Source organism: Thalassolituus sp. (assembly GCF_034111725.1).
Classification (GTDB): Bacteria; Pseudomonadota; Gammaproteobacteria; order Pseudomonadales; family Oceanobacteraceae; genus Thalassolituus.
Map to the genome: position 1 here is coordinate 52501 of NZ_JAWUWR010000055.1, position 24552 is coordinate 77052.

Genomic DNA, 24552 nt, shown 5'->3' on the forward strand with positions numbered 1-24552 from the left:
TTATAATGTCCAAGTGTCGATAATCACCGCATCATCACGCATGTGAAGCAGTTTCAGATCCATCACATCGAGCGGATTAATCGGACGAATGCCTTCAATTAGGCTCGGCTCACCGTGGCCATAAAGGGCTTGTAGGGCAAAACGACAGCAATACACTTTGCCGCCTTCTGACATGAATTTGGTTAATTGATTGGCGTAGTTCAGATGACCCGGAAACGCTTCATCACCTAAGGTTGGAAAGCCGCGTTGCAAGCCAAGGGTAACGCCCGGGCCATACAATAAAATGGAAGTCTCATAGCCCTTACGCAATAAGCGCGTTGCTTGCAGCATATTGACCAGACCAATAGAACCTTCGAAGGCTACCGTGTGAAAGGTCACTAAGGCTTTTTCGCCTTCGCGGGCCTTCACATCCTCAAATACTTTTTCTTCGTAATCGACGAAAAAATCACCTGACTTGTGCATTGGTTGGGTTACTTGTGGCATGGTTTTGCTCCTAATTGATTTTGAGTTCGATTGCGTCGCATACACGATATGCAATCAATCGATGCAATCTATACTTAGCAATGAAGGGGCCAAACACTTACCAAGTGATTGCAATAAAAACCCAATCAATCACAACAGATGAACTTTTAAAAAACGAAAAAAAATTTTCAACTGTACAAAATGCAATCAATACCCGATCAATGAACTCAAGTTTTATGCACAAGATCAGCGCATTTATTGCGATAATGCCTCATCAAAACGCCACCTAAATAAGAATGCAGTTATATAGATACAACACGATCAATTTGATGCGATCATTATTAAATTGATTGCATTACACTAAGCCAAAGAATGTGAATACGGATCGAACAGACATGAAAAACACCGAGTTAACGCGCTGGGCGCGACGTATGAAAGGCAGTGCGGGGATTCCGGCGTATCGACTGATTGCCGACCTTATTGGCGAAGATATTGATAGTGGCCGCTTACAAGCGCGAGATCGCCTGCCGGCACTACGGGATCTCGCCAAAGCCACGGGCATTAACTACACCACCGCAGCTCGCGCCTATGCCGAAGCCAAGACTCGCGGCTTGATCGACTCCCACCCCGGCTCTGGTACCTTCGTCAAAGGCAAAACGGCAACGGTTCGCCCTAGCCTCGGCAGCTACGAAATGACCATGAACTTAGCCGTTGAACCGAGCATTCCAACCTTAGTCGAGCAGCTGCGTAACAGCGCCATTAGCGTGCTGGCACAACGTGATATTTACCCTATGTTGCGTTATCAAGCCTTTGGCGGCACTCGCGAGAACAAGGAAGCCGCGCTGATTTGGTTGGATCGACGCTTACCCAACCCCGTTCTGGATCAGGTGCTTATTTGCCCGGGCATTCACTCGGCGCTAGTCGGCTTAATGACAACGCTGATTGAAAAGCACCAAGTCATGTGTGTCGAAAGCTTGGCCTACCCAGGCATTAAAGCCATCGCCGCGCACCTTGGTATTCAGCTGCATTCGTTAGAGCGAGATTCGGATGGCCCGTTGGTGCGGCCATTTGAAGAAATATGTAAACACGGCAATGTCGGTGCTATTTATCTGAACCCGACCATTCAGAACCCAACCACCACAACCATGAGCCTTAACCGCCGCCAAGCCATTGCCGATGTTTGTTTGCGCTACAGCATTCCCATTATTGAAGACGAGGCCTACACCATGCTCGCCGAGGAAGCGCCGGTTAGCTTCGCCGAATTAGCACCCGAATTAACCTGGTATATCACCGGCACTTCAAAATGCTTTGGCCCCGGCGTACGCTCGGCCTTTTTATACACCCCAGGCAAACGCCATAGTCAGCGAATTTCTGGCGCCATGCGGGCATTACACGTGATGTCGAGCCCATTGACCGATGCCTTAGTCAGCCAATGGATACTGGATGGCAGTGCCGAACAAATGCTGAAAAGTATTCGCAGAGAAGCGATTGCACGCCTGCGTATCGCCGAAGAAAGACTGGGCAAACGCAATATTCGCTCCGCCGATGGCGCCTTCCATCTTTGGCTGACCATCCCCAAAACCTCCGACTGGAGCTGTTCAGAACTGGCGGTGCAACTGCGTCATATTGGCGTTAGTGCCGTGTCTAGCGCCGCCTTCTCAACCGACAATAATCCACCCAATGCACTGCGACTCTGCTTTGGCGGGCCAATTAGTCGTGAGCAATGGGAAGAAAATCTGCATCAAGTGATGGATTTAATTCAGCAGCCGAGCTTTATGGCAACGGGGATGCATTGATTTTTATAAGTAGCGTTCAGAATTCTGAACACTACTTTATTTACTCGTGATCCCACGTATAAAATTGCTTCAAATCGTTGCAATGCGCTCTAGGCAGTATGCCTCTATGCTGCAACTGGCCAACAACAATGCCAGCAGAAATACCAACCTCATCTGCAAAACAAGTAATGTTATCTTTTGTGGGCTTATGTTGATCAATAAATGCTTTAAGCGCTTTGCCTGATATCAATTCATTACTGGCAAACCTGTTGGCTTCTTCTTCTTTTTCGTTGTCTAGTCCGTTAGTACCTTCTAAGAACATTTCTTTTTTACCGTGCAATAAAATGTGGCCTGCTTCATGGAAAAAGGTAAACCACAAATGATCATCGCTTTTGTAATGCAAGCTTAATTGAATAATAGCTTTATCTTTATTAATCCAGCGTGTCGCACCACTTACACCGGTTTTTGGCAAGCAAGGCACAAATACTACGGCCACACCTGCACCCGCACATAGCTGTTTAAGCTCAGGCAAAAACACATCTGGAGACTTGGTAGACAAAGACCGAATATCATCCAGCGCCGCTCGAAATGCTTTCTTATCGAACGGCCGGCAATTCAATTGACCAGCTTGTATCTCTCCTTGACGTAACCAAGCGGAAACCGCTTCTGGGGACACGTCATATTTTTGAGTTTGACGGTATGCAACACTCAGATTTGGCCACATTTGTTGCCATTGCCTCACACTGGCAATACCAAAAAAGCGCAAGACTTCGCTCAACCGCCCTTTCGTATCTTTAATATCCGCTACCCAACCAAAGCTAACCATCTTGCGATAAGGTATATTGGCCAACCAGCCCAAATCAGCCTCAAGCAGTTTTTCTTCTTCTAGCCTCGCGACCACTTCTTGGTAATTTGCTTCAAGATTTAACCAATATTGAGCAGGCATACCAATAGCACGCTCCAGTTTAATAGCCATCGTCGGACTAATGGGAGATTTTCTACTTAACAGTTCATTGATGTGTTTGGCTGATACACCTGTACGACGCACTAACTCCTGCTGGGTCATACCGCGAGCTTCCATTTCGTATTCCAGCATTTCACCTGGGGTCACAGCATAGTCAGGGGTATAGACGCCCTCTACTTTATTAACCATGAGTATTCTCCACTCCTGTGATTGTAACGGCTGTCATCTTGCTCCAATCTAACCCGCCTTCTTCTCTTCTCGGTAAAGGCTCATGGTCAGGTACAAACAGCAACCGATACGGATGATCTAAATCTAAACTTAATTTTTCTTTCAGATTGCCAGTCAGCTCATGACATCTGTGAGGGGGACTATACGGCGGCGCAAATGCAGCCAAACTCGGTGCTGCACGCAAGGCAGTCAATATCAGCCTTAATTTCTTCGCTCGCAAAGAACCATGAACCTTGACCATTTCTTTAGTCAGCTCCATTTGCTTCTTGAGTTTTTTACTTTAGAATTAAATATCCATGGAAAACATAACCTATTAGGTTAATGATTTCCTATCGTGTTTTGTAACAACTCTAGCCGAATACCAACAGAACGCCTTCTAAGACTCAAATTCGAGTAGCCTGTAAAGGACTAACTCCCTGAATTACTATCTGACTTTCGCTTAAACCCCGCCAGTGACACAACATTATCAGGCAGTTCGCTTTGGTTGATGTACTCTGACACATCCAATTGGCTGGCAGGCTCATGGTGATCTTGAGCCTTTGCGATAGGCTTACTGAGCAACTCCAGCATATCCAAATAAGGAATAATGCAGTCTTCTTTCCGTTTCACATTACACGGGCGTTCCGCTAGCCAAGCGCCGGTACGGTATGACGAGAGGTCTTGCACATCGATTTCATTAAAATACAGCGTATGTTCAATATCACCGGCCATGCGATTCATGGTGCCCTGCACCGAGCGATTGCATTGGGTATCAAATACCAAGGGCTGCAATAAACGCGATGCCGTTTCCATGTGTTCGTGACTGGCTCCCGCTTTGAGTAAGGTGTTCATCAACACATCCTCAAAGTGCCACTGCAAGGCATTGAAATCAGGTTTCGTTAGGCAAGGAATAAACAAGGGAAACAGGGTTTCATCATGCACCAATAAAATACAATTGCGCCGCTGTAACGTAAGGAGATTAGCGTGCCAGCTACCCAAGGGATTGGTGTGCTCGGAAATACTGGTATTGAATAAAGCGGCCGATTGTTTGGGTGCTAGCAGCAGCCCAAGCTCATCCACAGGCAGTTTGGCGAATAATTTTTTCGTACTGTGGATGCGAATCATAAAGACCTCTAGATTAGTCGGCTTCAGTAAGAATGCACGATTCGCCAGCAATGCATTTGGCGGGCAGCATATCGAAGAGGGATTCTAACCGCTTATATTCTCTTATTAAAATTTCTATTCCATCAAAGCGTTCTAGTGAGCAATTAGCGACTTCGCATTTCTGTCACTGGATTGAGCACTTTGCAGGAAGTAGACCAGAGCTATCCCGCCGTCGGCAGTGGTAGAGCGGAGTCGCTATTCCTGCTCTATTTTGCTTTCTATTAGCGCCTCTGGCTTGTCGATTTTTTCGCTTTCAATGAGCACTTCTTCTTTCACCGCTTCAGGTTCTTTTTCTACACCGACGTGATACGCAGCAAAACCCGTTTGCACGACCTGATTGAATGCCATTCCTAAAATACGGCCATTAAAAGTGGCGATGATTTTGCTGCCGGTATTGGTCATTGGATCGGTCACAATGCCGAGTACATCGCCTTTTTTAACCTTATCGCCCAACTCAACGGAGGATATTAATATTCCGCTTTGATCGGCGCGAATCCAATGCGACTGATAAAAAACCGGTTGTGGTGAGCCCCAAAAACGCAGCGTTGGCTGAATACCCAGATTTTGCAGTAGCGTTTCAATCGCGGTGACACCAGCTTCCACCGAGCGCTTGTCCAGTTGATTTGGCCCCCCCGCTTCTAGCGTTATTGCTGGAATACCAATGTCTTCAGCGGCGCGCCTTAATGTGCCCTTTGCTCCGACGCCGTGTAGCACGGTAATACCACCAAAATGGCGACTAAAATCGAACACTGTTTCGTTGCCTAAATCACCGCGAATTTGTGGCAAGTTGGTACGCTTTAACGAACCGGTATGCAGATCAACAAGGTACTCGCAGTGGCGAATAACATTATGAAATAGCGAATACGCCATGCGATCAGCGGCGCTGCCTTTCGGGCTGCCGGGAAAGTGTCGATTCAAATCACGACGGTCAGCTAAATAGCGACTACCACGGCGAAAACCATCCAAATTAACGATAGGGATACCAATGACTGTACCGTTCATTTTTTCTGGATCAAGCTGATAAATAAGACGGCGAATCATCTCTATGCCATTCAATTCATCACCGTGAATCGCTGCCGTTAAACACATCACTGGGCCAGAATTTGCACCATGCACCACAAGCACAGGAACCGGTGTATTAAGACTCTGAAAGGATTGTTCTGGGCTCCAGTTCAGAGGCATAAACTTTCCAGGCAAAACCTCTTCACCTAATAACTGCAAGGCTACAGCTTGAATCTCCACGGAGGTTTCTAAAGCCTGCATATCCAACACAGGCTCTTCTGCAATAATGGATTTTTCGTCTACCTCGCTGATAACAATGTCTTCGTCATCAGCAAGTTCGGTGGCGTATACATTATTGACAGAAACACCCAAAAACAAAGTCCATAAAAACACGATACGGCAAAAAAACGGCATGTACGGAAATCCTTGTATGGCAAATATGATAGACGCCATATGACTGCTTGATGGGATTAGGGTTCGGAACAAAATTTTAGAAAATTCACTTAAGGCTGTATACATTCTAGTAGTAATTTTGTTCGATAAGTAGTCGTGAAATCATCTTCATTAATTAGTTTTTCAAATGATCAGCTATTTTGCATTTTGTGCGACATATCAGCACACGGTAAGACGCTAGGGATTTATCAGGGCGAGTGACTTTGCGAAGTAAACCTTGAGGTAATCCAGCAAGAGCCGTAGCTTTTTCGAGCTGGCACTGCCCGGAGGAAAAATACCATAGATATCAATACTGCTTAGTTGATAGTCGTCTAACACTGACTCTAACAAACCGGCTTGAATTTTTGGCCATGCATCATAAAGCGGAATCTTCCCCAAGCCATGGCCGCCAACGATAAAGGCGGTGCGCGCTGCTGCGTTGTTCGTGCTAATGCAGCCTTTGACGGCAACGCTGTAGGAACTGCTACCTTTATTTAATTCTATAACGCCGGACGTTAACTTATAAATAACCCAAGCATGTCGTTCTAGCTCTGCTGGGGTGGTCGGGCGACCGTGTTTTTTAAAGTACTCGGGCGAGCCGCATAGACAGGTAGGTAACCTTGATAGCTTGCTTGCTTGTAATCCAGAATCAGGCAGAGGCGCACCCCTAATCGCTAGGTCAATGCCTTCTTGCATGATGTTAACCACCTCATCGGTCAGCATCACATCTAATTCAATCTTAGGGTACAGGCGGCGAAAATCATTCAACGCTGGCACCACCATTTGTAAACCGAAATTCACCGGACACGTTATTTTTAAAAGTCCTTCCGGTTCATTTTTGAGATTTTCCATTTTCTGATTTGCGATCGAGGCTTGTTCCGCAATGATTCGGCATGACTGGTAATACTCAGCACCTGCTTCGGTTAGCGCGACAGAACGCGTCGAGCGATTGAGTAACTTCACTCCTAACTGAGATTCTAGCTTTTTAATGTGATAGCTGACGACAGCACGTGATAGACCGACATGCTTGGCGGCTTCGGTCAGGTTACCCTGCTCAACGACCTGAGCAAAAATCACCATGCTTTTGAGTTGTTCAATCGATAAATTCATACCCAATTGTATCAAATTTTAAACCAATGTGTTCAATTTTATCCGTATTGTTCGATCCAAAACATAGGCATACACTGGTTCTAACGATTCAGCATCGCAATACACGTGGTGCGGTGCTAACCCACTAAATAGACGAGACGACAGCATGGTTGATTCAAGCACTAAACGAGTATTAATGGTCATTACCTCTCATGCAGACCTAGGCAACACGGGCGAGAAGACCGGATTCTGGGTAGAAGAGTTCGCCGCCCCTTACTACGCGTTTGTCGATGCCGGTGTTCAGGTAACACTTGCATCCCCCGCAGGCGGCCAGCCCCCGGTGGATCCCAAAAGCGAATTGGCTGACTTCCAAACCCCATCCACGCATCGCTTTGATGCCGATTCTGCAGCAAAGGCTTTAGTAGCCAATACTGCAAAGCTGGCCGATATGAATGCCGCCGACTATGACGCCGTATTTTACCCAGGTGGACATGGTCCATTATGGGACTTGCCAGAGAACACGGATTCTATCGCGCTAATTGAAGATTTCTTAACGGCGAATAAACCGGCTGCTGCGGTCTGCCATGCAACGGCCGCATTCTTAAATATTAAAGACAGTGACGGTGAGTATGTTGTCAAAGGCAAAGTCATCACCGGCTTTACCAATAGTGAAGAAGAGGCCGTGCAGTTGACCGATGTTGTACCTTTCTTGTTAGAAGATGAATTGGTTAAACGTGGCGGAGAATTTCAGAAAGTCGCGGACTGGAGTGCATTCGCGGTCCAAGATGGTTTGCTAATCACTGGCCAAAACCCCGCTAGCTCAGAACTGGCTGCAAAAAAATTGTTAGCCGCTCTTTCAGTATAGACACACCCTCTGCGCCTCTTTAATTAACCATTTTATTGAATATATAGGAAAACCAGCATGTTAAATTTCAGTTTTCAAAACACGACCAAAATTCACTTTGGCGAAGGTCAAATTAAAGCGCTAAGCAAGGCTATTCCTACGAATGCAAAAGTATTAGTTACGTATGGTGGCGGTTCGATCAAAACAAATGGCGTTTATGATCAAGTAGTCAACGCTTTGAGCGAACATACTTGGTATGAATTTTCGGGTATTGAACCAAATCCAAGTTACGACACATTAATGAAGGCCCAAAATTTAATCCGTGAGCACAATATCGACTTTTTATTAGCGGTTGGTGGCGGATCTGTAGTTGATGGTACCAAATTTATTGCAGCCGCCGCCTTGTTCGAAGGCGATGATCCATGGGACTTCGTCGCAAAGGGGCAACCGATCAAGCAAGCCTTACCAATTGGTTGTGTATTGACGCTGCCAGCAACGGGCTCGGAATCAAATACCGGCGCAGTGGTTACTCGTGATGGTAACAAACTACCATTCCAGAGCTCCTTTGTACGCCCATTATTTGCCGTCCTTGATCCCGTCGTAACGCTATCGTTATCGGATCGTCAAATCAGTAACGGGGTTGTCGATGCGTTTGTTCACACAATGGAGCAATACCTAACCTATAGCGTAAATGGTAAGGTTCAAGACCGTTTCGCCGAGGGTTTATTGCTCACTTTAATAGAAGAAGGGCCAAAAGCCTTAGTCGCCGAAACAGCGAAAGACTTAGACGTTCGCGGTAACATTATGTGGGCCGCAACGATGGCATTGAATGGCCTGATCGGTGCGGGTGTTCCGCAAGATTGGTCCACTCACATGATTGGTCATGAGCTAACCGGTGCCTATAAAATTGATCACGCTCGCACCTTGTCGATTGTATTGCCTGCCGTGATGAAGGTGTGTACTGAAGCGAAGCGCGAGAAATTATTACAATACGCTGAACGCATTTGGAACCTAACCGACGGTAGCGAAGAGTCACGTATTCATCGCGCCATAGAGCAAACCGAAGCCTTCTTCCACGCAATGCAAGTACCGACTCGTTTATCACATGTTGATTTGGGTGAAGCTGACATTGATGGCTTGATTGAAAAATTAACCCAGCATGGGATGGTCAAACTCGGGGAGCATGGCGCAATCACGCCCGAAGTAAGCCGTAAAATTTTAATCACTGCACTGTAATTAGCGGAATCCTATTGTGGCTATTTCCAATCAGCAAAATAACCGCCAATGGCTATTGGCGTCGCGCCCGGTAGGCGCGCCCAAATTTAGCGATTTTAATTTGGTAGAGACGAAAAAACCTAGCCCTAAGCAAGGCGAAGTATTGTTACGCACGGTTTACTTATCACTCGACCCTTATATGCGCGGGCGCATGAATGATACTAAATCATACGCCGAACCCGTCGCAATTAATGACGTGATGGTCGGTGGTGCCGTGTGTCGGATAGACGTCTCCAATCACCCAGACTTTGAGGTGGGTGATTGGGTAGTTTCATTCACCGGCTGGCAAGACTACTCGATTTCAGATGGTGTTGATTTATTAAAATTGGGCAGGCATCCGACACAACCGTCCTACGCACTAGGGGTTATGGGCATGCCGGGATTAACCGCGTACATGGGTCTGTTAGATATCGGCCAACCGAAAGCCGGTGAAACCGTTGTTGTGGCTGCTGCAACCGGAGCTGTTGGTAGCCTCGTGGGTCAAATTGCCAAATTAAAAGGCTGCAAAGTGGTTGGTATCGCCGGTAGCGTGAAGAAGTGCCGTTCGGCAATCGATGAGTTAGGCTTTGATGAGTGTGTTGATCACACAACACTGGATTTTGCCGAGCAATTAGCCAAAGCCTGTGATGCCGGCATTGATGTGTATTTTGAAAATGTGGGCGGTAAGGTATTTGATGCAGTATTACCGCTATTAAACGCATGCGCCCGAATTCCCTTGTGCGGAATGATTTCACAATACAACGCAACTGACTTACCGGGAGGCCCTGATCGTTTATCAATGCTCATGGGGACCCTGCTAGTCAAACGCATCAAAATGCAAGGGTTCATTGTATTTGATGATTATGGTCATCGTTACAATGAATTTAGCGAAAATATGATGCAATGGTTACAAGCCGGAAAAATTAAATACCGTGAAGATTTAGTGGATGGTTTAGAGCATGCGGTAGAGGCCTTCATGGGATTATTAGAAGGTAAAAATTTTGGGAAATTAGTGGTAAGAGTGGGTTCTGACGAACGCTAATATACGCGTTTTTCTACGAGTTTATTTTTTACAACTGCCCTGTTGGAGCGACTGACTATGTTAACCGTACACCACTTAAATCAATCCCGTTCTAAGCGAGTATTATGGCTGTTAGAAGAGCTGACAATGCCGTACGAACGTATAGATCATCAACGTGATGCCACCACGCACCTCGCACCAGAAAGCTTAAAAAAGGTTCATCCTTTAGGTAAAGCACCGGTTGTGGTTGATGGGGATATAACCTTATGCGAATCCAGCGCGGTGATGGAATACATCATTAATCTAGATGAGCAACAACGACTAAGACCGACGCTAGGGAGTGCTGAGTATTATCAGTACCTTGAGTGGTCTCACTTTGCCGAAGGATCTTTAGGCTTGCCCGTAGTCACCAATCTATTGATGAAAATGGAGACGCGCGCGGGGCAGCAACCAATGGATGGCTATATCGCAAAAGAAATTGCGACTGACTTTGCCTACATCGAAACAACCTTGAGTCAGCGTGCATACTTCGCAGGGAATCATTTTACCGCTGCGGATATCATGATGACGGTTATTTTAGAGATTGCGGCTAGCGGTGGATTACTGGAGGGCAAGAACAGCACTCTGGCTTATCTCGCCAAAATGCAGCAGCGACCAGCCTATCAAAAAGCAGCGAGCTTTGGTTGATCACTCAGACGATTGCTAGCTTGCCGTCAAATGCAGTCTGATCAGATAACATCAGCATTGATAGCAGGCGTCAGTGCAACCATAACGAGAGGCCGACTTAATGTCGGCCTTTTCTTCAAAATTTAATAAGTATTTAAAAAACCAAGGGCGATGTAGTGCTTTGCATTAACAAATGCGACCACAGCTTACAGAATCAAATCTTACAAGCACCGCCTTCACAGCCATCGTCGTCTTGCTCTTGATAGGACTCAGGGTCTACTTCACCTAACTCCATCTCATCAAGGAACGACACATCATCCCAATCGGTAGTCTCGTCCGTTTTGTTTTGATCAACTACTACATCACCCATAATGGTGTCTCCAAAGAAGGATATTGAACGCCAAATCATCAGTATGCACTCATCATAGAATGCCTGAAACCGATGAGAAAGCCTGACGACACATAAATTGGGCATCAGGCCTCAAAGTATTAAAAAAGCCAGCAAGAGGTTCCTCTCTTGCTGGCTTTCTTTTCTCCTTTCAATATTTCTATTTCAAGGCTTCGTTATGGCTTTAGATCACACCGTTTTAATTACACATCAAAACGGTCAGCGTTCATCACTTTCACCCAAGCTTTCACGAAATCGCGCACAAATTTCTCGCGGTTATCGTCTTGGGCATACACTTCGGCGTATGAGCGCAGGATCGAGTTAGAACCAAACACTAGGTCAACGCGGGTTGCCGTATGTTTCACGTCGCCGGTCTTACGATCAACGATGTTGTACGAGTTTTTACCCGCTGGCTTCCAGTCGTAGCTCATGTCGGTAAGCGTTACGAAAAAATCGTTGCTTAGTACGCCGACGTTATCGGTAAATACCCCGTGCTTTGTGCCACCGTAGTTGGTGCCTAGCACGCGCATACCACCAATCAACACCGTCATTTCTGGAGCGGTTAAGCCCATCAATTGGGTGCGATCTAATAGCATTTCTTCCGGCTGTACGACGTAGTCTTTCTTCGCCCAGTTACGGAAGCCATCATGCACTGGTTCCAGTGGCTCGAAAGACTCAACATCGGTCATTTCATCTGTTGCATCACCACGGCCCGCGATAAACGGTACAGTAATATCGACACCACCGGCTTTGGCTGCTGCTTCTACCGCTGCCGTGCCGCCCAAGACAATCAAATCAGCCATGCTAACTGGTTTGCTTAAGCCTGCTTGAATGCCTTCCAGCATGCTTAATACGCTTTGCAGACGGGCTGGTTCATTGCCTTCCCAGTCTTTCTGCGGCGCTAAGCGAATACGGGCACCGTTGGCACCTCCACGATAATCGGAAGCGCGGAAGGTACGTGCGCTGTCCCATGCCGTGGCAATCAAATCCGCACCACTCACACCGGCAGCCAAAATCTTCGATTTAAGATCCGCTACTTCAGCGTCGCTTAGGGTGTAATCCACCGCAGACACTGGATCTTGCCAGATCAAGTCTTCCGCAGGTACGTCGCTGCCTAAATAACGACTTTTTGGCCCCAAGTCACGGTGCGTTAACTTAAACCAAGCGCGCGCAAACACGTCGGAGAAGTAGGCTGGGTCTTTATGAAAACGCTCAGAAATCTTGCGATACTCTGGGTCCATTTTCATCGCTATATCGGCGTCGGTCATCATTGGCATGCAGCGGATTGACGGGTCTTCTACGTCAACCGGCATGTGCTCTTCTTTAATACCAATGGGCTGCCATTGGCTCGCACCGGCTGGGCTGTGCGTTAGCTCCCAGTCGTAGCCCAATAATAAATCGAAGTAGCCGTTATCCCATTGTGTTGGGTTGGTCGTCCACGCGCCTTCAATGCCACTGGTCACGGTATCGCGACCTATGCCACGAGTCTTGTGGTTGTTCCAGCCCATGCCTTGCTCTTCGACGTCCGCCGCTTCTGGCTCCGCACCTAAGTTTTCGGCTTTACCGTTACCATGAGATTTACCCACGGTATGACCACCGGCTGTTAATGCTACGGTTTCTTCGTCGTTCATCGCCATGCGCTTAAAGGTTTCGCGAATATCGCGTGCGCTTGTTAATGGATCAGATTTACCATCTGGGCCTTCTGGATTCACATAGATCAAGCCCATCATTACAGCGGCTAATGGGTTTTCGAGATCTCGCTCGCCTGAGTATCGGGTACCTTCGCTACCGCTAGGCGCGAGCCATTCTTTCTCAGAACCCCAGTAGGTGTCTTTTTCTGGGTGCCAAATATCTTCACGACCACCAGCAAAACCAAAGACTTTCAGGCCCATGGATTCATACGCCATGGTGCCAGCCAAAATCATTAGGTCAGCCCAAGACAGCTTATTGCCGTATTTCTTTTTGATCGGCCACAGCAAACGACGTGCTTTATCCAAGTTCACGTTGTCTGGCCAGCTATTGAGCGGCGCGAAACGCTGGTTACCAGTACCGGCACCACCACGACCATCGGCAATACGATAGCTACCGGCTGAGTGCCATGCCATACGGATCATCAAACCACCGTAATGTCCCCAGTCTGCCGGCCACCACTCTTGGCTATCCGTCATTAGCGCTTTGACGTCATTTTTAAGCGCTTCGAGATCGATTTTTTTGAATTCTTCGGCGTAGTTGAAGTCTTCGCCAAGCGGATTCGTCTTGGTGTCGTGCTGATGCAAGATGTCGAGGTTGAGTGCATTCGGCCACCAAGCGGTGTTGGAGTTACCGTTGGCTGTGTTCGCGCCGTGCATGACCGGGCACTTACCGGCTGAAGATTGATTGTTGTCCATGGTATGACTCCTTCGGGGGTTACATATTGCGGTTTACGTCATTACGTTCTTGTGACTCCATAATAGGCGTCTCGATCTATTAAAAAAATTAATTATATTTATAGATTCGATAGTAATTTTATATACCACACTAACCACGCGTTTACATAGGCCGATATGGCTGTCACGTTACCGCTATACAACATAGCCTATCCGCACTCAGTTGCGAGCCTTACTTACCCACTCCGCCAGCAAGACCTCCCCTAGCGAAAGCCTAGAAGTGGTATGATCAGTTTTTGTATCGCCCAAACGGATACCCGATGTGATGTCTTTTGCTACCGATTGGTTTTCTTGCTTACGGAGCGCCCTATGAGCCTTCGCAAGATCATTATTGCTATCCTCCTCACAATCGCTGGTCTCAGCCTATTAGCATCCATTGCTGGAGGCGTATTTGTAGCGTATTGGATCTGGAATAACGTCACGGCCAACATCCCCTTGTATGACCAAAAGGCCCGCATTGAAATCGCCGATGCCTTCCCTGCAACAGTCGATATTCTCGATCCATTGAGGGTAAACATAGACACTGTAATTCCTGCTAATGTCCCAATTAAACAAACATTAACCATACCTCTGCAAGAAACATTCGATGTCACGGTGGACTTTAACGGACAAGTTCCGATTAAAATGACGCTGCCGGTACAGCAAACAATTCATGTCGATCAAGTGATACCTATTGACGGTAAAGTAAGCGTTAAGTTGCTGGGCGCATGGATTAAATTGCCACTAAAAGGCTCTGTTCCTGTAAAGGCGGACATTCCGGTTGATTTAAGCATCCCCATCGACCGAAATATCGATCTAGTCTTTAGCGCACCGGCTCAGGTTTCAATTTCTGACAAGATAAAAGTGCGCTTAGATACCAACATCATCGCTGACATTCCGGTAAAGAAATCCTTATCTATTCCTGTACTAGAGCCGCTGCGCGCCAATGTCACCTTAGATAAAGCAACCGACATCACCATTCGTGAACTGAATATCGATGTACCGCTTGAAACCATTACCTTTAGCCCGAGCGATTCGCATGGAGACAAACCTTGATCGCTTTGGCGCGCATTATTATTGGCGGCTGGATTCTGGTTGTGCTCGCGATAATCAGCTCGGTCCTCGGCTTTGTCGTGTATTCCAATGTTGTTATGGGCATATCACTAAAGCAGCAAGCGAGTTTAATTCGCTTTGATTCACCGCTGACCTTTAATACCGACATTAACAGTAACATTAGCTTTCGCTTGTTAGGCGATATACCCATCAGTGTGCCGTTAAATAATCTACGCCTTCCATTTCATATTGATGGGCACTACCAAGTGCAGTTGGATATTGATACGAAAATCCCGCTGAATTTAACGGCAGAGTTTTCTGACACTATTTTAGTTGAAACCGATTTAGAGGTAGCTGCAGGAACCGAGTTGGTGAGTGCTTGGCTGCCCAATTTGTCTGTACGCGGAACAATACCTATCCGCTTTGAATTACCCGTCGCGTTTACTGTACCTGTGAATACAAGTTTGCCGCTGAGCTATCATGGGCCGATTTCATTTTATATTAAGAAAACAATAACGCCGAATATTCAGCAAACAATTACTACCAGCATGCACTTAGATCAACTGATTTCAGCACCGATCACCAATACATTTCATGGCTCCATGCATGCCCAAGAAGCCAGTATACCAATCACGTTTGATAATGTTCTGGTGGATATTCCGTTGGAAGATATTAAATACTCCTACCCTAAGCTGTCGACTGTAGAGCATACTCCCATCTCGAGAGCAGAGCCTTAACCACTTAATAGCTTTGTATTAAGGATCAGATTTGGAATTTGAACTTTACCGCCGTGGCCCACGTCATCGCTCTGACGATGAATATATTTCGTTTCGCGAAGTACGTGACCGTTTTGATTTTCGCGGGGTAGAAATTGGCGCTTGGGTTACGCAAAAAGAACAAGAAAAAGCCGCCATCTATTTTTACGATGCGCTGTGTGATTTAACTAAAATCCTCGCAGTACCCGACGAAGTTATTTCTCTGCGGGGCACTTTGGCTCTGCAATACGGTAAAGGTGGTCGCCCTGGTGTGGCGGCCCACTACGCACCCGATCAACGAGCCTTTGCACTGGCAAAAAACGCAGGGCCAGGCAGCATTGCCCACGAATGGTTTCACGCATTCGATCATTATATTTGCAATAAAGCATTTAATATTAACAAACCGAGATTATTTGCCTCGACTGCTTGGCTGGCACAATATGCACCGATTGAGCATCCCCTTAACGCTTTGTTATTTAATTGCTATCGAGCCGTGCTGTTGGATGAATCTGGCGAACAGCCTAGTGAATTATTTTTAAGCTCCGCCGAAATGGACAAAGCCGCCGGTACAGTTTATTACAGCCTGCCAGAAGAAATGTGCGCTCGCGCTTTCGAGGCATTTGTTCAAGATGCTCATATTAAAAATAACTATTTGGTAAAAGGCACTAAACAATCAGAAGAAGCAAGGCTGGGCCTCTACCCCCAAGATGAGCAGCGAATTTTAATCAATCAAGCTTTTCAGAATTACTTTGCGCAGCTCGGACGAGCGTTAATCTTAAATAAAAGCCAATAAAAATCAACTAGAAATGATGTCTAAAGCCTAATGTCCATTCACGATTGAAGTGATAGGCCGTAGACACCTGCAGATCATGTCACTGTCATCACTCAACGTTAAATTATTATTTAAGTTTGGATCCAACTGAGAAACACCAACGCCACCTTCAACACTCCATGCACCCGTTTGCGCTGACAACAAAGTTGCAAGTAATGCAGCTATTACCGTTGCCTAAAAATGACGTTGACGCAGTGCCACCAGTAAGATTGCGGCCACGTATATCTGGTAACGCAAATAATTTGCGACCATCACCCCCGTACGTTGTTCCCAGCAGTGAATACAAAGATTGGTTTTGGTTAATCGGCAAGATTTACCCATCACATTGAGCCCAACCTTGCGGCGCCCAACCAAATCCAAACATACGGATTTCGCTTAAAAAAGGTTCAGCCATTTTCTATCCTCCCGTTTACTTTAGGTGCAGGTATCCCCCCCCAATTTGCCGTAGATGCCTGACACTATCCTTGCAGAGAAAAGACAATGACTGACAGCAGTTGCTGGAAAAACTGCGTTAAATTACGTCGATTCACCGAACAAGACCTTACTTTTATGGAACAACTGCATGCCGCAGGTCGTGCCACTGAATTAGCAATGGCACACCATCAGACGGATATGACCACGAGAGTCAACCGTCCTTGATAGTCGACTCTAGCCACCCACAAATATCATTTTCAGCAAAAAATCCTTCATATCGTCACAAATAAACCCTTGGCCGCACTACCTTAGAACCGTACACTCAATCTTTTACAACGCCGAGCGTTGGCACCTAAATGGCCGTCTTCATTTTGAACACAGCAACATGGTGTCCTCGCCGTGGTACTCACTTGATGTACCACCAGGGTTCCACCGGAAACGGTTGAGCCTCCCACATTTGGAAAGGTGTAACATGACTCTGCAAGACTCCTACGGGCGGCGCTTTAGCTATTTGCGTCTGTCGGTTACTGACGTCTGTAATTTTCGTTGCAACTACTGTCTGCCTGACGGTTACCAATGCAGCGATGACACAACGTCACTAACGGTTGAAGAAATCACTCACTTGGCTCGCGCCTTTGCGGCTCAAGGAACCCGTAAAATCCGCATTACTGGCGGAGAACCTAGCCTGCGCCACGACTTACCAGAAATCATTCAGGCTGTGGCAAACACGCCCGGTATTGAGCAAGTCGCCATAACGACTAATGGTTATAAGCTAACGAAGCATCTCCCAGCCTGGCATGCCGCCGGTCTAACGCAGCTTAATGTCAGTATCGACAGCCTAGATCCGCGCCAATTTAAAGCCATTACCGGTCACGATCGCTTGCAAGAATTACTCGATGGCATTGCGCTAGCGCAAACCCTAGGATTCAAAAACATTAAGGTTAACGCCGTATTACTGCGTGATTACAATCTTGCTGAATTCGATCATTTCTTAGAGTGGATAAAAACAACGCCTATTACTCTAAGGTTTATTGAATTAATGCAAACGGGCGATAACCAAGACTACTTCGCTGCCAATCACGTATCCGGTGAGGGCATTAAACAACGCTTAGAGGCAAACGGCTGGCAGCCTGTATTGCGTCGGGCCCATGCAGGTCCTGCGCTGGAGTTTTGCCATCCCGACTACGAAGGCCGCATCGGTTTAATAATGCCGTACAGCAACGATTTCTGTTCCACCTGCAATCGCTTACGTATTTCCTCTGTTGGCAAATTACACCTGTGCTTATTTGGTGAGCATGGCTACGATCTCCGACCATTAATGATTGCCGATAAAGAGGCTGAGCTGGAGCTGGCTTTACAGGAGCTTCTACAAGAGAAGAAAGCCAACCACTTTTTACACGATGGCGAAACTGGCGCAATCCAGCACTTTGCCATGATTGGTGGCTAATATGGATGTCATTGGAGTTGTACTCGCGGGTGGTCAATCCAGCCGCATGGGACAAGACAAGGCATTACTGTCTCTACCGAATGGTAAGACCTTGCTAGAACACAGTATCGAACTATTAAATCATCTGGGATTAAATGAGGTTGTTATTAGCCGTGCAACTCGCCCAGATGAAATAAATCAAGATATCAGCTGCATTGCCGACCAAACATCCAATCTCGGCCCGCTAAGTGGTATAGCCGCGGTTATCAATGCTCGCCCAGAAGCCAACGCATTGCTGATTATTCCTGTCGACCTGCCCTTTTTAACCAATGACCTTCTAGCAGAATTATTAGAGCACGGGCGAAACCATCAGTGCGCCAGCTATTTTTCAGAACATTATTTACCGTGTTATTTACCCATTAATAATACGACCACTTCATATATCGCGCAGCAACTTGAAAATCCCGACGCTCGACGGTCAGTACTTGGGCTATTAAAAAATGCTAACGCACTAGCGCTGCCCGTCGATAGCAACTTATTAGCAAACGCCAATACACCCGAAGAATGGCAGCGCGTATTCCGCCACTATTCATCACACAGTTTTAAAGGAATTTAATATGGCTAAAACCTATAACGACGAATTTATACCATTACAAATTTCCGTTTTAACCGTATCTGACAGTCGTACCGAAGAAACAGATACCAGTGGTCAATATTTAGTAGAAGCCATTACCGCTAGCGGACATCATATTAGTGATAAAAAAATTGTGATCGATGACGTATATAAGATGCGCGCACAATTGAGCCACTGGATTGCAGACGATCGAACTCAAGTTATTATTATTACGGGCGGCACTGGCTTTACCGAGCGCGATTCAACTCCAGAAGCAGCTGCACCTTTATTTGATAAAACCGTCGACGGTTTCGGTGAGCTATTTCGCCAGTTGTCATACGACGACATTGGCACTTCAACCATTCAAAGCCGAGCATTGGCTGGACTAGCAAACGACACCTTAATTTTCTGCATTCCTGGCTCGACCAGCGCCTGCCGAATGGGCTGGGAAAAGATTATTAAAAGCCAAATCGACAGCCGACATAAACCTTGTAACTTCGCACTACGTCTAAAGAACGTCGATAACGAATGTGAAACACGCGGGTAATCATTTATGACTGAGTTCTCTCATATTGATAGTCGTGGCGAAGCCTGTATGGTCGACGTCAGCGAAAAAACGCCAACCGTACGCATGGCGCAAGCCGAGGCTTTTATTACTATGCAGCCCGCTACGCTAGAAAAAATCGTTAGTGGCAATCATCATAAAGGCGCCGTGTTTGGTGTGGCACGCATTGCAGGCATTCAAGCAGCGAAACAGTGTGCCAATTTAATTCCATTATGCCATCCGTTAATGTTGTCGAAAGTCGCAGTTGATTTTGAAATCCAACAAGATAAAAACCGTGTACGCATCGTTAGCATGTGTAAATTAACGGGCCAAACTGGCGTCGAGATGGAAGCATTAACAGCCGTTTCGGTTGCTGCATTAACATTATTTGATATGTGCAAAGCAGTAGATCCAGCCATGCAAATTGATGGCATCCGCGTATTAGAAAAGGTGGGTGGTAAATCTGGACACTGGCATGTTAGCGGAGCTTCGCAATGAAGGTAATGTTGTTTGCACGCCTGCGTGACGATATTGGCCAACCATTTATTGATATTGAGCTGCCTGAACCGTCTAATTTGGCAACACTAAAATCTGTAATTTCACAGCGTCACTCGCTACTGGCCGATGAAATAGAGGCCGGTCGAGTATTAACCGCTATTAATCAGGTGTTATGCCACGATGACCAATGGCTAATTACCAGTACGGATGAAGTCGCTCTTTTTCCACCAATGACTGGCGGCTAAAATGGATTTCATAGCAGTGCAAAATGACGACTTCAATATCGCCAATGAATATCAGACGCTATGCGAGCAAAATACCCAAGCGGGTGCGATTGTATTTTTTAGCGGACTCGTACGTGATCGCAACGAAGGCAGTGACGTCACCGGTTTATTTCTTGAACACTATCCCGGCATGACCGAACGTTCGCTAGAAGACATCGTTAAACAAGCACGTCTGCGCTGGCCTATTTTCCATGTGCGATTAATTCATCGCGTAGGTCAACTCGGCATCAATGAGCAAATTGTTTTTGTCGGCGTAAGCAGCGCTCACCGCGAAGCTGCTTTTGATGCATGCCGATTTATTATGGATTATTTAAAAACGGACGCGCCATTTTGGAAGAAAGAAACACGAACAGATGGTGCTCACTGGATTGAAACCCAGCAAAAAGATCGAGTAGCAAAACAGGCTTGGACGAGACACCAAGCCAAACCTGAATAACCTGATGAAATAAAAAAACGCCGAAAAGTCGGCGTTTTTTTATTTCAAACTTACATTAATTGATACTTAGTCTTGCAAACGCAAGTTGTTCGAAGAGCCATCAAAACGATCCGCATTGGTTTCATTACCAAGCTTGATCATTAAACGTAAATCGTTTGGTGAATCAGCGTGAGCAATTGCATCTTCGTAAGTGATTTCGCTTTGCTCGTACAAGGAATAAAGAGCTTGATCGTAAGTCTGCATGCCGAGTTCGTTTGAACGCGCCATCAGAGCCTTCAATTCGTGTACATCGCCTTTTCGAATCAAATCCGACACCAAAGGTGTGTTCAGCAACACTTCCACCACGGCACGACGGCCACGACCGTCAGGGGTAGGAATTAATTGCTGAGCGACGATTGCACGTAAGTTAAGCGACAAATCCATCCAAATTTGCGAATGACGTTCTTGTGGAAAGAAGTGAATAACACGATCCAGTGCTTGGTTAGCGTTGTTACCGTGCAGGGTCGCCAAACACAAGTGACCGGTTTCTGCGAAGGTAATCGCATGCTCCATTGTTTCTGCTGAACGCACCTCACCAATCATGATGACGTCGGGCGCCTGACGCAGACAATTTTTTAAGGCAACCGCAAAGGTTTCAGTATCCAAACCCACTTCGCGCTGGGTAACGATACAATTGTCATGCTGGTGAATAAATTCAATCGGATCTTCGATACTTAATATGTGGCCTTTGCTATTACGATTACGATGACCAATCATCGCGGCTAGCGAAGTTGATTTACCGGCACCCGTTGCCCCCACAAATAGAATCAAACCACGCTTCGACATTGATAAGTCTTTAATAATGTCGGGTAAGCCCAATTGATCAACGCTAGGAATACGGGTTTCGATTCGACGTAACACCATGCCTGCCGTGTTGCGCTGAAAAAACGCACTCGCACGGAAACGTCCAATACCAGAGGCATTAACCGCAAAATTCAATTCTTTCTTTTCTTCGAACTCGTGTTGTTGACGTTCGTTCATCATACCAACAACAATTTCTCGGGTTTGCTCAGCACTCAATACCGTCTTATTTAAAGGCACCAGTTTACCGTGCACCTTCATCGAAGGAGGCACACCTGCAGTAATAAACAAATCCGAGGCACTCTTTTCGACCATAAGCCGTAAAAATTTTTCCATTGACACGCGGATCTACTCCTAGAAATTTTCTGGCATTTTGGCTTTTTCTCGTGCGGTCTCACGAGATATTAATCCTTTACCGACCATGTTTTGCAAGCACTGATCCATAGTCTGCATACCGTAACTCGCGCCAGTCTGTATCGACGAGTACATTTGCGCCACTTTGTCTTCACGAATCAAATTTCGAATCGCTGGTGTGCCAATCATGATTTCATGAGCCGCAATTCGACCACCGCCGTTTTTCTTTAACAAACCCTGAGACACAACGCCTTGTAGCGACTCGGATAACATTGAGCGCACCATTGATTTTTCTTCCGCCGGAAACACGTCAACAATACGGTCAATCGTTTTTGCCGCCGAGCTGGTATGCAAAGTACCAAATACCACGTGACCGGTTTCTGCCGCGGTTAAGGCCAAACGAATGGTCTCTAAGTCGCGCATCTCACCTACGAGAATCACGTCAGGGTCTTCACGTAACGCCGAGCGTAATGCTTCATTAAAACCTAGAGTATCGCGATGTACTTCACGCTGGTTGATCAGGCTTTTTTTGGATTCGTGTACGAATTCAATCGGGTCTTCAACCGTTAGAATATGGTTGTATTTGGTTTCATTGATGTAATCCACCATAGCCGCTAACGTCGTCGACTTACCTGAACCTGTAGGCCCAGTCACCAGCACAATGCCGCGTGAAATATTGGCCATGTCTTTAAAGACTTGCCCCATACCTAGCTGGTCCATCGTCAAAACCTTTGACGGAATCGTACGAAACACAGCACCCGCACCGCGATTATGGTTAAAGGCGTTCACACGGAAACGGGCAACACCTGGCACTTCAAACGAAAAGTCGGTTTCTAAGAACTCTTCAAAATCCTTACGCTGCTTATCGTTCATGATGTCGTACACCAAGGCGTGTACATCTTTATGGCCCAATGGCGGCAAATTAATTCGACGCACATCGCCGTCTACACGAATCATCGGCGGTAAATCAGCTGAAAGATGTAAATCGGATGCGCCTTGCTTCGCGCTGAATGCCAACAGTTCGGTAATATCCATAGCCACTCCTATGTAAAAAGATGCTTATCGGGTGCAACGCTAACTTTGATGACTCTAGCCTACGCTGACCGTTTCGCTGATGTCTGGTGTATCATGATCAAGACTAGCATTCGTTGACCAGGTTCACTGAATCCACACATCCTAAACAAAGCCTTTGTAATGTCTACTATTGAAACTCAATACCAGCATGTTGTTAATCGAATACACAGCGCATGTGACGCCAGTGGCCGCTCACGCGGTGATGTGTGCCTCTTAGCCGTCAGCAAAACCAAGCCTGCAGAGATGGTCGAGGCATGCTATCGCATGGGACAGCGGAGCTTTGGCGAAAACTATCTCCAAGATGGCTTAGACAAAATAACCGCTCTAAGCCACTTGTCTGATATTGAGTGGCACTTCATCGGTCCGCTGCAATCCAATAAAACGCGCCCTGTCGCTAATCACTTCCAATGGTTAGAAACCCTTGATCGCGAAAAAATAGCCGTGCGCCTCAATGAGCAACGACCAGAGAGCCTGCCACCGCTGAATGTCCTCATTCAGGTCAATATCAGCGACGAACCACAAAAAGCCGGCATCGCAACAAACGACGTTGCCACCTTCGCTCAACAGCTACAATCGTTGCCTAAGCTTAAGGTGCGTGGTCTCATGTGCATCCCTGAAGATACTCCTAATGAAGAGCACTTGCGCCATCAGTTTGAACGCATGCAGCAACTTCTTCAGGAACTTCAGCAAATCGTTCCAGAAGCTGACACCTTGTCGATGGGAATGTCAGGAGACCTAGAATTAGCCATCGCTTGTGGCTCAACCCAAGTTCGTATTGGCACCGATATTTTTGGCGCACGTAATTAGCAACACCCGCTACTCTAGAAAACAACGGCCTGTCTTATCAGCCGAATAGATACAAGGAACAAAAATGACTCAAATTGCATTCATTGGCGGCGGCAACATGGCTACCAGCATCATTGGTGGCTTAATTCGTCAAGGTAACATCAGCGCAGACTTAATCCACGTCAGCGATCCAGGTGCCGAACAGCGAGAAAAGCTTGCCGAGACATTTGCGGTTAACACGCACGCCGACAACCAAGAGGCCATCGCCAATGCCGGTGTTGTCATATTGGCTGTAAAACCGCAAATGATGAAAGACGTTCTTCTGCCGCTAAAAGCGACCTTGTCGGCACGTCAGCCGCTGATCATATCCATTGCTGCGGGAATCAACCTACCCTCACTGCAAGCATGGAGTGGCTGTAAATCCGTTGTGCGCTCAATGCCAAACACACCGGCATTAACAGGCACTGGCGCTACCGGCTTATTCGCCAGTAGTGAAGTCACCTTGGATCAACGCAACCAAGCCGATGCACTACTGCAAGCGACCGGCATTACCGTGTGGGTGAAAACCGAAGCAGAGATCGACGCAGTGACCGCCCTATCCGGTAGTGGCCCGGCGTATTACTTCCTACTCATGGAAGCAATGATCGCCGCAGGACGAGAGTTAGGTTTAAGTGAAGAAACCGCGACTAAGCTTACATTGCAAACGGCATTAGGAGCCGGACAGATGGCCATGAATGCCGATGTTAATCCCGCTGAACTACGCCGTCGCGTGACATCACCTGGTGGCACTACCGAACGAGCCATTGCCACCTTCGAAGGCGCGCACCTGCGTGACATCGTTAGCGCCGCGATGAAATCCGCCTGCAACCGTGCCGCGGAACTGAGCGAACAGCTAGGTGACTGAATAAGGCAGGATAGGCACTGGTAAATTACCGCCAGTGCCCATATGTTAAGAACATCGCCAGTCTAC

At 46.8% G+C, this 24552-nt stretch carries 28 protein-coding genes, 1 pseudogene and 1 riboswitch; of the genes and pseudogenes, 17 read left to right on the forward strand and 12 right to left on the reverse strand.

The genetic code is table 11. The features are described from left to right. Positions 1-483 (reverse strand): MSMEG_0572/Sll0783 family nitrogen starvation response protein, encoded by a 483-nt coding sequence (locus tag UXZ23_RS09320; RefSeq protein ID WP_320820317.1) that lies wholly within the window; start codon positions 481-483, stop codon positions 1-3. Positions 484-857: 374 nt separating this feature from the next. Between UXZ23_RS09320 and UXZ23_RS09325 the strand changes: the two genes are divergently transcribed. Continuing rightward, positions 858-2258, forward strand: coding sequence for a PLP-dependent aminotransferase family protein (locus UXZ23_RS09325; RefSeq protein WP_320820318.1), 1401 nt, complete (start codon positions 858-860; stop codon positions 2256-2258). Positions 2259-2298: 40 nt separating this feature from the next. Here UXZ23_RS09325 and UXZ23_RS09330 read toward each other — a convergent pair whose 3' ends face one another. From UXZ23_RS09330 to UXZ23_RS09355, 6 genes are all read right to left on the reverse strand, one after another. Next, complete coding sequence (locus tag UXZ23_RS09330; protein ID WP_320820319.1) at positions 2299-3390, reverse strand: HigA family addiction module antitoxin; 1092 nt, start codon at positions 3388-3390, stop codon at positions 2299-2301. Further along, complete coding sequence (locus UXZ23_RS09335) at positions 3383-3688, reverse strand: hypothetical protein (RefSeq protein ID WP_320820320.1); 306 nt, start codon at positions 3686-3688, stop codon at positions 3383-3385. The genes UXZ23_RS09330 and UXZ23_RS09335 overlap by 8 nt, the downstream gene beginning before the upstream one ends. A gap of 149 nt (positions 3689-3837) precedes the next feature. After that, the gene (locus UXZ23_RS09340) at positions 3838-4533 is read right to left on the reverse strand and encodes a DUF6933 domain-containing protein (protein ID WP_320820321.1); all 696 of its coding nucleotides are present in this window, start codon (positions 4531-4533) and stop codon (positions 3838-3840) included. A 234-nt stretch (positions 4534-4767) separates the two neighbouring features. Further along, the gene (locus tag UXZ23_RS09345) at positions 4768-5988 is read right to left on the reverse strand and encodes a succinylglutamate desuccinylase/aspartoacylase family protein (RefSeq protein ID WP_320820322.1); all 1221 of its coding nucleotides are present in this window, start codon (positions 5986-5988) and stop codon (positions 4768-4770) included. 216 nt (positions 5989-6204) lie between these two features. Further along, positions 6205-7116, reverse strand: a complete 912-nt coding sequence (locus tag UXZ23_RS09350) for a LysR family transcriptional regulator (protein ID WP_075274441.1) — start codon at positions 7114-7116, stop codon at positions 6205-6207. A gap of 18 nt (positions 7117-7134) precedes the next feature. Beyond that, positions 7135-7299: a hypothetical protein gene (locus UXZ23_RS09355; RefSeq protein ID WP_320820323.1), complete on the reverse strand. Its 165-nt coding sequence runs from the start codon at positions 7297-7299 to the stop codon at positions 7135-7137. Between UXZ23_RS09355 and UXZ23_RS09360 the strand changes: the two genes are divergently transcribed. The 4 genes from UXZ23_RS09360 to UXZ23_RS09375 are packed head-to-tail and all read left to right on the forward strand — an operon-like array spanning position 7292 to position 10901. Then, positions 7292-7960 (forward strand): type 1 glutamine amidotransferase domain-containing protein, encoded by a 669-nt coding sequence (locus UXZ23_RS09360; RefSeq protein ID WP_320820324.1) that lies wholly within the window; start codon positions 7292-7294, stop codon positions 7958-7960. The two genes, UXZ23_RS09355 and UXZ23_RS09360, sit on opposite strands and share 8 nt — an antisense overlap. A gap of 57 nt (positions 7961-8017) precedes the next feature. Beyond that, the gene (locus UXZ23_RS09365) at positions 8018-9175 is read left to right on the forward strand and encodes an iron-containing alcohol dehydrogenase (protein WP_075274443.1); all 1158 of its coding nucleotides are present in this window, start codon (positions 8018-8020) and stop codon (positions 9173-9175) included. Between the two features lie 16 nt (positions 9176-9191). Beyond that, positions 9192-10235 (forward strand): NADP-dependent oxidoreductase, encoded by a 1044-nt coding sequence (locus UXZ23_RS09370; RefSeq protein ID WP_320820325.1) that lies wholly within the window; start codon positions 9192-9194, stop codon positions 10233-10235. 57 nt (positions 10236-10292) lie between these two features. Then, positions 10293-10901 carry a glutathione S-transferase family protein gene (locus UXZ23_RS09375; protein WP_075274445.1) on the forward strand — a complete coding sequence of 203 codons (609 nt, stop codon included), beginning with the start codon at positions 10293-10295 and terminating at the stop codon, positions 10899-10901. A 193-nt stretch (positions 10902-11094) separates the two neighbouring features. On the opposite strand, the gene UXZ23_RS09380 is transcribed toward UXZ23_RS09375, so the two are convergent. Both UXZ23_RS09380 and katG read right to left on the reverse strand, forming a co-directional pair. Further along, complete coding sequence (locus UXZ23_RS09380; protein ID WP_225666065.1) at positions 11095-11250, reverse strand: hypothetical protein; 156 nt, start codon at positions 11248-11250, stop codon at positions 11095-11097. A gap of 221 nt (positions 11251-11471) precedes the next feature. Continuing rightward, entirely contained in the window at positions 11472-13655 is a 2184-nt protein-coding gene (gene katG, locus UXZ23_RS09385) for a catalase/peroxidase HPI (RefSeq protein ID WP_320820326.1), read from the reverse strand. A gap of 348 nt (positions 13656-14003) precedes the next feature. On the opposite strand from katG, the gene UXZ23_RS09390 reads away from it, so the two are divergent. The 3 genes from UXZ23_RS09390 to UXZ23_RS09400 are packed head-to-tail and all read left to right on the forward strand — an operon-like array spanning position 14004 to position 16274. Continuing rightward, positions 14004-14729, forward strand: a complete 726-nt coding sequence (locus tag UXZ23_RS09390) for a hypothetical protein (RefSeq protein ID WP_320820327.1) — start codon at positions 14004-14006, stop codon at positions 14727-14729. Beyond that, positions 14726-15463 (forward strand): hypothetical protein, encoded by a 738-nt coding sequence (locus UXZ23_RS09395; RefSeq protein ID WP_320820328.1) that lies wholly within the window; start codon positions 14726-14728, stop codon positions 15461-15463. The genes UXZ23_RS09390 and UXZ23_RS09395 overlap by 4 nt, the downstream gene beginning before the upstream one ends. A gap of 31 nt (positions 15464-15494) precedes the next feature. Further along, positions 15495-16274, forward strand: a complete 780-nt coding sequence (locus UXZ23_RS09400) for a CLCA_X family protein (RefSeq protein ID WP_320820329.1) — start codon at positions 15495-15497, stop codon at positions 16272-16274. A 148-nt stretch (positions 16275-16422) separates the two neighbouring features. On the opposite strand, the pseudogene UXZ23_RS15640 reads toward UXZ23_RS09400, so the two are convergent. Beyond that, positions 16423-16707: pseudogene (locus tag UXZ23_RS15640) on the reverse strand (phage tail protein). An 86-nt stretch (positions 16708-16793) separates the two neighbouring features. On the opposite strand from UXZ23_RS15640, the gene UXZ23_RS09410 reads away from it, so the two are divergent. From UXZ23_RS09410 to moaE, 7 genes are all read left to right on the forward strand, one after another. Then, complete coding sequence (locus UXZ23_RS09410) at positions 16794-16952, forward strand: hypothetical protein (protein ID WP_320820330.1); 159 nt, start codon at positions 16794-16796, stop codon at positions 16950-16952. Positions 16953-17051: 99 nt separating this feature from the next. Further along, positions 17052-17211, forward strand: a riboswitch (molybdenum cofactor riboswitch). Beyond that, positions 17200-18174, forward strand: coding sequence for a GTP 3',8-cyclase MoaA (gene moaA / locus UXZ23_RS09415; protein WP_320820331.1), 975 nt, complete (start codon positions 17200-17202; stop codon positions 18172-18174). Its footprint overlaps the riboswitch before it by 12 nt. A 1-nt stretch (position 18175) precedes the next feature. After that, entirely contained in the window at positions 18176-18769 is a 594-nt protein-coding gene (locus UXZ23_RS09420; protein ID WP_320820332.1) for a molybdenum cofactor guanylyltransferase, read from the forward strand. 1 nt (position 18770) lies between these two features. Next, on the forward strand, positions 18771-19313 hold the full coding sequence (moaB, locus tag UXZ23_RS09425; RefSeq protein WP_320820333.1) for a molybdenum cofactor biosynthesis protein B: 543 nt from the start codon (positions 18771-18773) through the stop codon (positions 19311-19313). A gap of 6 nt (positions 19314-19319) precedes the next feature. Then, a complete protein-coding gene (gene moaC / locus UXZ23_RS09430; protein ID WP_320820334.1) occupies positions 19320-19808 on the forward strand; it encodes a cyclic pyranopterin monophosphate synthase MoaC in 489 nt (162 codons plus the stop codon). Beyond that, positions 19805-20053: a MoaD/ThiS family protein gene (locus tag UXZ23_RS09435; RefSeq protein ID WP_320820335.1), complete on the forward strand. Its 249-nt coding sequence runs from the start codon at positions 19805-19807 to the stop codon at positions 20051-20053. The genes moaC and UXZ23_RS09435 overlap by 4 nt, the downstream gene beginning before the upstream one ends. Position 20054: 1 nt before the next feature. Continuing rightward, complete coding sequence (gene moaE, locus UXZ23_RS09440; protein WP_320820336.1) at positions 20055-20528, forward strand: molybdopterin synthase catalytic subunit MoaE; 474 nt, start codon at positions 20055-20057, stop codon at positions 20526-20528. Between the two features lie 66 nt (positions 20529-20594). Here moaE and UXZ23_RS09445 read toward each other — a convergent pair whose 3' ends face one another. After that, the gene (locus UXZ23_RS09445) at positions 20595-21710 is read right to left on the reverse strand and encodes a PilT/PilU family type 4a pilus ATPase (protein ID WP_015488610.1); all 1116 of its coding nucleotides are present in this window, start codon (positions 21708-21710) and stop codon (positions 20595-20597) included. Between the two features lie 12 nt (positions 21711-21722). Beyond that, positions 21723-22757: a type IV pilus twitching motility protein PilT gene (locus tag UXZ23_RS09450; RefSeq protein WP_320820337.1), complete on the reverse strand. Its 1035-nt coding sequence runs from the start codon at positions 22755-22757 to the stop codon at positions 21723-21725. 159 nt (positions 22758-22916) lie between these two features. On the opposite strand from UXZ23_RS09450, the gene UXZ23_RS09455 reads away from it, so the two are divergent. Together UXZ23_RS09455 and proC are read left to right on the forward strand one after the other, a co-directional pair. Next, entirely contained in the window at positions 22917-23603 is a 687-nt protein-coding gene (locus tag UXZ23_RS09455) for a YggS family pyridoxal phosphate-dependent enzyme (RefSeq protein WP_320820338.1), read from the forward strand. A gap of 64 nt (positions 23604-23667) precedes the next feature. Then, entirely contained in the window at positions 23668-24486 is an 819-nt protein-coding gene (proC, locus tag UXZ23_RS09460; protein WP_320820339.1) for a pyrroline-5-carboxylate reductase, read from the forward strand. Positions 24487-24552 lie beyond the last annotated feature (66 nt).